An 11,337-nucleotide genomic window follows, 5' to 3' on the forward strand; every position below is an offset into this window, starting at 1 on the left:
ATCAGGCACCTCCTTTTCTCATCAGATACAGAAAGTAAGGTCCTCCGGCCATAGCCATGATGATACCTGCTGGTATTTCCAGTGGACTAAATAAAGATCGACCTGCGGTATCGGCAATAATTAATATCATCGCTCCAAGCATAAGGCTAAGTGGAAGACTATGCTTGTAATTGGATCCAATAATTATACGGGCCATGTGCGGCACGATCAGACCAACAAAACCGACAAGCCCTACTTTGGATACTGATATAGCCGCTAGGAATACAGCAACGAAAGAAAGGATAAAGCGAACCCGATTTAAATTTTGCCCTAAATTATGTGCAGCTTGCTCTCCTAATCGGAGAATATTTGCCTGTCGAATGCATAGCAATGCCATGGCCCAACCTGCCATGGAATAGGGAAGGATATTTAATACATCATTCATTCCTTTGCCGGACAAGCTACCATTCATCCATTGAAGTGCAGCAGGTAGTTTATCACTGTATAGAATAGAGAGCAGACCGATCACTCCACCGAACACAGCGTTTACCGCCACACCAGATAAGATGATCCGAATTGGAGTATACCCACTCTCCTTCTTCCAAGCCCACGCATAAACCATGACAGCGGCGAATCCCCCTCCCACAATCGCTGCAAGAGGAATGAATCCTGAGAATTCAGGAGCAACGAGCATAATGAACAAAACCGTAACTGCCGCTCCACTAGACACCCCCGTCAATCCAGGATCGGCCAATGGGTTATTCATAACCGCTTGTAAAAGTATGCCGGACGCAGCTAAATTAGCACCAATAATAAGTGCCATCAGCACTCTGGGGATGCGGATATCCCAAAGTATCGTGTTATCCGCATCCTTCCCAGAGCCAATTAACGTCTGCCATGTCTGTGAAAGTGTAAATTGGACACTCCCAATACCCACAGCAATAATAATAGATACTAGGAGCAGCATCAAAGCAATTCCTAAAATAGTAGCTTCTTTCTTTTTGAAGTTTTTCGCCAATTTACTGCTCCCCTAACTTAACTTAACTTAACTTAACTTAACTTAACTAAATTTAGTCTTTATATAATATTGCAGCTAGATCCTTATAGGCGTCTGGAGCCTTAGCAAGTGAAGCAACACCGTAAAGGTTGTAGTCAAGAGTAACCATTCTCTCATTCTTAAACGCATTAAGCTTCTCCCAGACTCCATTCTTCTTCACGTCTTCCTCGAACTTTTGGGCAACAGCGGTTGGATCACCATGCGCTACCAAAAGGATTACATCCGGATTAGCCTCAACAATCGTTTCCATATTCAGCGGTACATAGGTCTCTGATTGCTTCAAAACTGAGCTTAGGACATTGGAAGCACCAAGCTTCTTAGCAAGACTACCTGCAAACGTATCCTCGTTCATAAGCATAAGAGACTCAGCTGAACCGAATAGCAACATCACGCTAGGAGCTGATTTCCCCTCGACTACTTTGAGTGCTTCAGCTTCTTTCTCAGAAAAGCTAGTGAGTACCTCTTTAGCCTGATCTTCCTTGCCATAAATTCGACCAAGTGCGACCAGTGATTCCTTAAGCTCATCTAAAGAGTCAACTGGTAAGTATGCTGCGGGTAGGCCGGCCGGCTGAAGCACTTTATCAATGCTGTCCTTAATAGATTCCGGAGCAAGCACAATATTAGGCTCAAGTTTCGCAATTTGTTCGAGATCCGGTGAGTGTGAAGAACCGATACGTTGAACATTAGCATACGTTTCAGGCAATTGACTCTGTGTAGTTGGTACACCTACAAGATCAAGTTGAAGAGCATCATAGAGTTCCGTAATTGCAACAGATAAAGTTACGGCTTTAGCTGGCTTTTCTTGACCGAATTGTGCTTGAAGTTCTTGAACCTTGGCTTCGTCGACATCAATCGTTACTTCTGTATTGTTGCTGGGATTACTTTCAACAACATTGGATTGATCACTGCTATTGACCTCTTGATTCTTATTGCCAGCTTCTTTATTACCACATGCTGCTAGTGCGATGACGATTGAAATAAGTACGACGATTCCCCAAGTCTTTTTCATAATTTCCCCCATAAAATTCATATTGTATTGATAATGATTATCATTATACATAGAATGATAACCATTATCAATTAAATTTTTTTATTTAAATTTTTTCGCTATCCTTCGTCTAGTAAGTCAATTGATCCTTATAACACAAAAAAAGAGATTAACCAGTTTTTCTAGTTAATCTCTTTTCAGGAATTTTACTAATGTAAAATTCCCCCTAAACTTAAATATACATACGCAAATCCATCAATCTTCTATAATAATTTTATCACCTGTAGCAAGGTAATGTAGTTTATCTTTTAAAACCGTTCTTAAAATTTCATATCCCCTTTTCCCCGTGCAATGACAGGTATAGATAGACTCTATAGGTAACATATTTAATGTATTCGCTGTCTCTAAAATTTCTTCTTTTGTTTTACCCAATGTATTGATGATTGGTATTCCGATAAGATGAAATCCCCCAATCAACGCGGTAATCGGCCTATTCGGAAAATGCTCCATTGCAGTCCTGGTCATATTAACAACCCCATGATGGCTGCATCCTGTTATAAGTACGAGACCCTCTTCTGTCTCCAGAACTAACATCAATTCATGATTGAAGTCGTCTAACTCTCTTTCATCCTTTGAACCTTTATATAAGTGCTTCTCATGCGCAATAGTTGGTGCTAAAGGAATAAGGGTGGCTCCTTCAAAAAGAACCATTTTTTCTGTGACGAGGTTAAATCGCTTCTCATATGTATCTATTAAATAATCTGGAGCACTAACGTTATGATGATATGGGCCAATTTTTAGCCAATGTGGTTCTAACGCATTTGCACAGAAATAGATTGGAGCGATATTATTTACTTCATTCAGAAATGGTAATCCACCAATATGGTCTGAATGTCCATGTGAGATCACCACTTTATCTATCACACCAAGGTCTATATCTAATAGCCTTGCATTTTCTATGTATGTGCGATCAGGTCCTGTATCAAAAAGAATCTGACCGTGCACAGTTTTGATCAAGAGCGATAATCCGTGCTTAGCCTTGTACTTCTTATCACAACTAGTGTTTTCAAGTAATGCAATAATTTCCATAGCCAACTCTCCTAAAGTAAAGTTTCAATACTATGCAAAGAAAAAGAGTTGAACAATACCGAGTACCACCGAAGCAGTAACAAATATTTTAGCTGCAAGAAATTTTCGCATATACTTCAAAACTATTCCGACGAGTGAGAGAACACCAAAAAATCCTGCAACAATTTGCGGAACAATTAGATTACTTGCTAAGGAAGTGATATTCAAATAACAGATGAGAACACCCAATATTACCGTACCTACAAAAAAAATGTTGTTCATTTTTGGATCTTTCACCAGAAACAACAGCGCAATACAAATCAAATTGATAACAGCAATAAAAATAAAGAAAATAAGCAAAAGTGCCATAATGTAAACCACCTTATTTTACAATGATGAAAAGCCTCTCTTATTCATATCACCGTTTTTCTCCAACTTCAAGCTACTATTTAAATTTAGATCGTTTAACTTTATTCAATTGTAATAGCTTTACCAATTTTCTTATCAATTCTCCATTGAGGAGGCTTTATATTATCTCCCCAGTATTCATTTAGCAATACGATTCTATCTTCCATAAATTCAAAAAATGAGGTAGCACGAAAAGATATCACGGAGTTGTTCAATTCGACTTTCACCACGGATACGACTAAATTATCCAAAGCTTCTAAACGCTCGATAGTAATTGCCCAATCACCTGGGTATTCACAATTTGCTCTCACGAATTCCTCCACATTAAAGCTCTCATTTGAATTATTCCAGTTGATTATAGCGTCCTCGCTAAAATAGTGAAACAAATTGTCCCAATTCTGTTTGTCGATATCATTCCATAGGTCAATGATCTTCTCTTTATTCCCCATACTACACCTCATCCAATAAATAATTTACAACTAAATTCGATGACTTTATACTAGCACATATGTTCTGCTTTTAAGATGAGTTTTATCTCATTTAAAAAAAGTCGATTGCAGGTGCAATCGACCTCATATATAAGATGCTACTATACTTGTTCTACTGGAGATCTCCCTACTGTAACGGTTATCTTTGTCTCGTCTTTCGGGGCGATAATGGCTACGATCCCCCCCTCGGAACTAGGGAAAGGACGAAACTCGACTTGGCATAAATTCGCTCCGGAAATAACAATATCTTCCTCGGAGAGCAATGCAGCACGGGGATGGTAGATTATAGTCTCATCACCGGACGGAACGTAGTCCACTTTTATGATATCCGTATCATAGTCATAGTGGTAGCCAACAAGCGTTCCTCCTGTTGCCTGCGGATAAGCACGATTTAGCGCTTTTGAGTAAGGCGATTCCCGGAATCCATCACACCAGCACCAATAGGTATTACTCCAAAGGTACTTTTCAAAAATGGAAATCAGCGCTTTTGATAGTCCGAGGGTCGCAGGATGGTTGGTAAAAGCCCCCCATTCCCCAATCAAAGTAGGAATGTTCAACCGCTCCTGTACCTTACGATGGGTCGCATATATCAAATCAACACGATCCTGATTATAAATCTCGTAATGCTCTGTATCGACTACCAAATCGTAACCATGAGGGGCATAGACCTGATGATGAACAACCATACCCTCATCGTTCTGTACAAGCCCCAAACCGGACTCTACTGCCATATTAGAAAAATAGCTTGTCTCTAGCATTAGAAATCCGTCCGGGACAACCGAGCGAATCGCTGCTGCCGTTTTGTTGAAAAAGGGCGCGAGAACTTCACGTTCAAATACCTGTGATGCCTCCTTCGCGCTGTCGACCAACACTCGATAGATATCCATATCCGCCATGCCAACAAGTATCTCTTGTTTTTTCTCCTCATCAAACCAGAGTGCAGAGAGTTCCTCCATGTTGACCTCATTTAATCCCATGATAGACTGTGCATAAGCAGCAATGATTGTGCCAAATACCTCCTGTCCACTGGATCCAGGATAAGGTTCGTTCATCAAGTCGTAACCAATGATATTGGTACAGTCCGCAAAAATAGCTGCTGCATGTTTCCACATCGCCGCATAATGATCCTGCAAACCTATACCATCACTAGCTGGCGCGTTGTCCCAGAAATAATCCATCGCACGGTTCAGTGCCGGACTTTCTAGATACGCGTCACTCCAGATTTGGCCGACTACATGTGGTAGACCATCCGCGAAGGTCGCCCACTCAGGCGCTCCATCACCATAAAGTGAACTATATAAATCCTGATGCATATCCAGGAAAACGTAGATATCATGTTGTTCCGCCCAGCGGATCCGCTGTTTGATTTTACCTAGATATTCGTTATCATAGACACCTGGTTCCGGCTCCACACCATCCCAGATCAACCCCAAACGAACAACATTGAAGCCTTGCTCATGAAACCACCTAAACAAATTCTCATCGCAAGGGTCCACATACCCTTTAGCCTTGTCCTTGCAGACTAAATTTACGCCACTCAAGATTACATGAGCTCCATCCTCATTTACAATACGCTGTCCATCAGTCGTTAACTTTTTCATCTTCATTCCATCCTTCCTCCTTGTCGATGACAGGAATATAGATCTCAATGTAGTGATTGTTGTACTGATTATATAGATTGATCTCAAGCGAATTTCCAGCGATCTTTAAGCCACGTTTATGGATGAATGTTTTCATTTGCTCGTAATGATCATCAAGAGCGGTGTAACCTTCCTTGCTAATTACTACGCATTTTCTAGCGCAAAAGCTTGGCTCTAATCTCATGAACACACCCTCATCATCCTCCATCGGGAAGGTAGACAAAATCCCATTATTCAGATAACTGTGGTAGTTGCCCGCAAGAAGGTTATCTTTCGACACAATCGATATAATATGGCAGAAAGCGAGCCACTCCTGATGGGCACTAATTTTACTTAACTGCAGCTGCACTTTGCTCCCAAGCTTCTTATCTGTACTCTCCATGATAGAATCGGTAAGCAGCACCCAACTTGGATTACTTTGTACTAACTCAATGACATCACTTTCCTCGAAGTGTTGAAACTTATCTTTGAGGAAATCTAGTTTCTGAGATAGGTTCTTCAGATAGGTCAATTGCCGGTCTATATCCCTCTGCTTACTTACAAGCAACTCGTGCATATCATTCAAACTGTCATCTGTTAGAAGTGCGTGAATACGCTCAATAGGAACATCCATTGCTCGAAGCATTCTAATTGTTATTAGGGAATCTAACTGTTCAAGGTAATAATAGCGGTACTTGTTCAAGTCCCGTTGCGAAGAAAGAAGTCCGATTTTGTCATAGTATCGAAGAGTGTCAATTGGGATATTCAGAATATTAGATACTTCACCAATCGTAAATTTAAGCTTTAACATCGTCTATTCACCTATTACGGACCTCCCCTTCTAGCATAATTGCTGAATGTGGATATTTCTTCCTCTTTCTTCTTGTCGAATGGATAGAAGGCTATCGGGATCAGACCGATAATTACAGCTATAAGCGGAACCACACCCGTGGCCAATCGGATACCGAATACTGCAGATTCAGACTGAGTTGCCGCAAGACCGTCGTAACCATAGGCACCGATAACATTGATAAAGATTACCGTCTGTATACTGGAAAAGGCGACTGTAAATAACGAGAACAGACCGTTGAACAGCCCGGTTTTCCTCACACCGATCGTACGCTCATTCTCATCAATGATCAGTGCTCCCATCGGAGAAATCGCAGTTTTGATGTAATTCACAGTGAATACAATCATGATATAGGAAGTCGCAGCAGTCCATATATTATTGGCGAAAAAGATTCCTCCGTAGCCGAGAACTGCAGTGATTGTACCCCAGTAGATGCTTATTTTTGTGCCATATTTTTTGACGATATTTCCCATGACCGGCAGAAAAATGAGAGCGATTACATGAGTGCCTGCATCTACGAGTGTAGCTACGATACCTCCTGTTTGTAATACATCATCCATATAGTAAAGATAGGGAGTGAAATAAAAACCAATGGGTCCTACCGTAATAATGGAATAGAGTACATAGGTGAGGAAAGATCGAGATTTAATAATCTGCCAGGATTCGCTCCACATATTTGTCATTTCGGGCTGTTGATTATTGAGAGTTTCATACATTTTCGCATCATCCTTTAGACCTCGCAGAGCGAGGGTAAAGAATATAGTTTCCAACAGAATCACTGCAGAAAAGACTGGGATGATAACCTCCCGCTTCCCATCACCAACCAATAGCAACGTCGGAATCATGGTAATTAGAAAAGACAGACCTTGGGAAATGTAATTTTGTATCACATTGACATCCACACGTTCTTCTTTGGTAGGCGCTGCGATCAACGTATAAGATTGATAGGCCACACTGTAGGCCGTTGCCGCTGTATCGTAAATAAATAACTCCACCGTATAGAGCAGGAAAATCAGCCATTGATCCCATGATGGACTAGACAGCATCATAAGAAAGGAGGAAATGATCATAAATGGTACGGTTACACGCATGATGTAGACATATTTCCCACGGTTCGGACGGTGTCTCATCTTATCGATCCATACGCCTATCATGGGATCATTAATAGCGTTCCAAATATTATAGATTATGTACACCCAGCCGACATACTTTGGACTAAGGCCAATCATGTCGGTATAGTATTTGATAAAGACATTGTGGATCAGAACGCCACCGACCGATAGGACAGGTCCGGGAAGGGCAAGTCGCCATTTCTGACCTAAGGTTAACCCAGTTCCGGTGAAACGAAAAGCGTCTCGAATGGAGCGTACTACCTTGTTCAAAGGTATCATTCCCTTCTCCTAACTAGCTCTCTGTTCCTTACTCTATATGCCTATATCTCATCTTGATTTGTATTATAAACTATGGAGTAACTCCAGGCTCAATAGGTGTAAAAAAATAAAATGAGGTTAACCAAATTTCATCCGGTTAACCTCATTTTACAGAGTATCCTATCCCCATATTCCAATGAGCAAAATGCCACAGAATATCACAATAGAGCAAGAAATTCGTTTGAAGCCTTGCTGCTCTTTCAGGAGCATAATGCCAAGGAAGGTAGCAAACACGGTACCTATTTCCCTTATAGGACTGATGTGAGCCATGGGTGCCTGTTGCATAGCGAACAGAAATAAAAGATACGAGCCGGGGTTCAAGATAGATCCCAGTATAATAGTAGATTTGTTGACCCGCAGTTCCTCCCAGATCATCTTTCGTGAAGCCAGTACAGCGGGAGTTAAACCAATTACAAAACCGATATTGGTTACTTCTAATAATGCAAGTGGTGAAATATGCTGTAGGTTCAGCTTGTCGACGAACACATAGCAGGTGGTACACAACCCAACACATAATGCCATCAAAACAGGTTTTTTGCTATGTATATGTGAATTTGATGGTTTGCTATGTGAGCCGACCCCGCTAAGAACGATGAACCCTCCAAGCATACAGATAATCCCGATCCAACCAAAAATCGATAGGGTTTCGCTAAGGAAAATAACTCCTATGATAGGTACGAGTAGCGTACTGGTGCCTCTCATAATAGGATAAATCTGCGATAAATCGCCAAGCTCATAGGTTTTTGACAGAAGCCAGGAGTATATAGCCTGCAATAAAACTGATACTAACAGCAGACCATACGAACCCGCAGTTAATGGATTCCGCCAAAGCTCCGTGATCAATACCGGCAGAAGTACAATAGTAGCGACCATCATTATCGACCACAGAAAGACGCTCTTATTACGACTTCTCTTAGTAAACATACTCCAAACAGCATGAGCCATCCCAGAAGCGATAACTAGAAGAATGGGTAAAAGCATTTGATGTCAGCCCCTTTGAAGTTAAACATTATTGTGCATTGTTAGGATCATGAGTGGGCTGTTCATGTACAACGGATCCATCTTCTAGACGAAGCCAAGTAGCAAATTCATGTTGTCCCAGGTTTAGTTGAATAACACGAGAGCCCCGCATAAATCCCTCTTTACCGTAAGTATTGTAGCCACTTGCCCGTCCGTAACAAAGCTTAATGCCGTGCAAGGTTCCGCTAAAATCATTGGTATGATCATGTCCACAGAAAGTGCCAATTACATCGCCCATTTCAAGCAGAGCCGTGAATAGTCCCGAATTGATGGGAGGACAGCACACAGGTTCGAATTTATGACCCTCACAGACTTGGGTGTCCCACATTTCCTGATATTCAGGAATCGGGATATGAAAGAAGGCGAGCGCCGGAGTTTTTTCCTCTGTGTCATCTGGATTTAGCCGTAAACATTCACTAGTCAACCAACCGATTTGATCTCGATGAATCCAGTTATAGCCTGGGACATGCTCAAGTGGGGAATAACTGCCCGAGTCCAGAAAATACAGATTAAATGCTGGATTACCTTCTGTATCTACAAGTTCAATTGTATAATTACCCGAACCCTCTATATGTTCAGGTCCTGACTCCGCTATGATATGTTTATGTGTCAATGCCACTTGCATCAACTCTTCACGTGAGATTCGTTGTTCAGTGTCATGATTGCCAAACACAAAGGCCCACGGAAATCCTCGTTCTTCAACTACGGCAACAGCATCGCGGAAAGCTTGCTGCGGATTTTCACATTCAACATCCTCCGGTGCGACAGGAGCGCTGTATATGATATCTCCCGTAAATACAACAAGATTCGGTTGCTCGGCATCCAGAACACTTTCCATCAATTTACGGGAACGCCGATCCTCTGCTCTTCCGTCCTTCCAATGGATGTCTGTAAATTGCACGATTTTAAAAGTTCCGTCTTGCTGAAAAGATAAACTGCGTTTCATAAAAAGTTACCTCCTCTGTCATTTAACTCATTGTTTTGATGTTGAATAGTGTGTTTTCATGTGGTTTCTAGTTGATTCTATCGCCGATTTAACAAACTGTCAATCCATTTTTTACATTCCGTTAACAATTCTAAAATGTGACCTGAACCTAAGTGATTTCAATAATGAATATATGTACAAGGACTAAATAGAAAACCTATTTGATCAAACAAATATACCATTGTGGATACGGTATCTAGCTTGACAAGTACATTACAGGGAGAATACACTTAGTGAAAACAACAACAAAACACATGATAGCAGATAGAACAATAAATACATAGTGTATGTCTTCGCTTGGTCTGTACGAACCATAGTCTTAGAAGTAACGATTTAACAAAACATTAGGAGGAATCATTCATGTCCTTGACCTATGAAGAACGACGGCAGACAATCCTCGCGCAGTTGGAGATGGACGGGAAGGTGCAGGTTCATGCTCTGGCAGAGTTATTTAATGTATCTACAGAAACAATACGGCGTGATCTAGACCGATTAGAGAAAGAAGAAAAGCTGAGAAAAGTGTATGGTGGAGCTGTTCGGATGCGATCCGAAATGATCGAGCCCGTATTTCTGAAACGGTCCCAGATGCATCAAAGTGAAAAGCAGGCGATTGGGAAGCTTGCGGCTTCCCTTGTTGAGGAGGGAGAAACAGTGATGCTCGATAACGGTACAACAACGCTAGAAATTATGCGACAGCTTAAAGACCGCGCCGATGTGACCGTCATTACAAATTCCGTAGTGATCATGACCTGTGCTTTGGAAGATTTCCAGGGTAAAGTTATTTTTGCCGGGGGCGAAGTGAATTTGAGCTATCAAGCCGCAACTGGACCCATTGCTCATAACATGCTGGATCAGTTTAAGGTGAATAAGGCTTTTATTTCCGCTGGTGGTGTCTCACTCGCTGATGGTATTACCGAATACAATCTAGAAGAGGCTCTAATCTCGCGTAAAATGATGCAACGAGCTGAAGAGTCCATTCTTCTAGTGGATCATTCCAAGTTCGGTGTCACCACCTTTGCCCAAATTGCTCCTATCGAACAAATATCCATGATCATAACCGATCAGGGCTGTTCCCAGGAATGGATTGATGCGCTTCATCGGCTTGATGTTGAGATACTTGTAAGCGAGTAATACTACCTGGAAGAGGAACTGTTCTTGCCGGGTTCTATCTCTCGGCCATACAAAAAAGTGGACATCCATTTGGACAATGTCATTAAGTTAAAGCATAGGTCCAAAAATTAAGAAAAGAGCAGGTTATCGAAAAGATAGCCTGCTCTTTTTTTTGCGCGAAACTGAGAAATAGAACTTGACAAGTAGATTGAAATGTGTGGCGTAGCCCCTTGAAAAAACGAGGAGGTTACGCCAATGAATGAGTATGCGAATTCACTAAAAGAAACGCTGACATCCCTTCTACGAGAAATGTCAGCCGCACCAGCACCTTATGT

General features: G+C 41.5%; 11 protein-coding genes. 1 reads left to right on the forward strand and 10 read right to left on the reverse strand.

Annotation, left to right across the window (positions count from 1 at the left end; all coding sequences use genetic code 11):
• Position 1: 1 nt before the first annotated feature.
• The 10 genes from EJP82_RS10085 to EJP82_RS10130 all read right to left on the reverse strand — a co-directional run bounded on the left by EJP82_RS10085 (position 2) and on the right by EJP82_RS10130 (position 9,853).
• Complete coding sequence (locus EJP82_RS10085; protein WP_127191947.1) at positions 2 to 946, reverse strand: FecCD family ABC transporter permease; 945 nt, start codon at positions 944 to 946, stop codon at positions 2 to 4.
• Between the two features lie 103 nt (positions 947 to 1,049).
• Complete coding sequence (locus tag EJP82_RS10090) at positions 1,050 to 2,045, reverse strand: helical backbone metal receptor (RefSeq protein ID WP_127191924.1); 996 nt, start codon at positions 2,043 to 2,045, stop codon at positions 1,050 to 1,052.
• A 234-nt stretch (positions 2,046 to 2,279) separates the two neighbouring features.
• On the reverse strand, positions 2,280 to 3,113 hold the full coding sequence (locus EJP82_RS10095; RefSeq protein WP_127191925.1) for an MBL fold metallo-hydrolase: 834 nt from the start codon (positions 3,111 to 3,113) through the stop codon (positions 2,280 to 2,282).
• 30 nt (positions 3,114 to 3,143) lie between these two features.
• Positions 3,144 to 3,461 (reverse strand): hypothetical protein, encoded by a 318-nt coding sequence (locus tag EJP82_RS10100; protein ID WP_127191926.1) that lies wholly within the window; start codon positions 3,459 to 3,461, stop codon positions 3,144 to 3,146.
• A gap of 101 nt (positions 3,462 to 3,562) precedes the next feature.
• On the reverse strand, positions 3,563 to 3,949 hold the full coding sequence (locus EJP82_RS10105; RefSeq protein WP_127191927.1) for a nuclear transport factor 2-like protein: 387 nt from the start codon (positions 3,947 to 3,949) through the stop codon (positions 3,563 to 3,565).
• Positions 3,950 to 4,089: 140 nt separating this feature from the next.
• On the reverse strand, positions 4,090 to 5,595 hold the full coding sequence (locus tag EJP82_RS10110; RefSeq protein ID WP_246054030.1) for a cellulase family glycosylhydrolase: 1,506 nt from the start codon (positions 5,593 to 5,595) through the stop codon (positions 4,090 to 4,092).
• A complete protein-coding gene (locus EJP82_RS10115; protein WP_127191928.1) occupies positions 5,570 to 6,418 on the reverse strand; it encodes a MerR family DNA-binding transcriptional regulator in 849 nt (282 codons plus the stop codon). The genes EJP82_RS10110 and EJP82_RS10115 overlap by 26 nt, the downstream gene beginning before the upstream one ends.
• A 14-nt stretch (positions 6,419 to 6,432) precedes the next feature.
• Positions 6,433 to 7,848 (reverse strand): MFS transporter, encoded by a 1,416-nt coding sequence (locus EJP82_RS10120; protein WP_127191929.1) that lies wholly within the window; start codon positions 7,846 to 7,848, stop codon positions 6,433 to 6,435.
• Positions 7,849 to 8,007: 159 nt separating this feature from the next.
• On the reverse strand, positions 8,008 to 8,868 hold the full coding sequence (locus tag EJP82_RS10125; RefSeq protein WP_127191930.1) for a DMT family transporter: 861 nt from the start codon (positions 8,866 to 8,868) through the stop codon (positions 8,008 to 8,010).
• A 28-nt stretch (positions 8,869 to 8,896) separates the two neighbouring features.
• Positions 8,897 to 9,853 carry a metallophosphoesterase family protein gene (locus EJP82_RS10130; protein WP_127191931.1) on the reverse strand — a complete coding sequence of 319 codons (957 nt, stop codon included), beginning with the start codon at positions 9,851 to 9,853 and terminating at the stop codon, positions 8,897 to 8,899.
• Positions 9,854 to 10,252: 399 nt separating this feature from the next.
• Here EJP82_RS10130 and EJP82_RS10135 point away from each other — a divergent pair, with 399 nt between their 5' ends.
• On the forward strand, positions 10,253 to 11,023 hold the full coding sequence (locus EJP82_RS10135; protein ID WP_127191932.1) for a DeoR/GlpR family DNA-binding transcription regulator: 771 nt from the start codon (positions 10,253 to 10,255) through the stop codon (positions 11,021 to 11,023).
• Positions 11,024 to 11,337 lie beyond the last annotated feature (314 nt).

The organism is Paenibacillus anaericanus (assembly GCF_003994475.1).
Taxonomy (GTDB): Bacteria; Bacillota; Bacilli; order Paenibacillales; family Paenibacillaceae; genus Fontibacillus; species Fontibacillus anaericanus.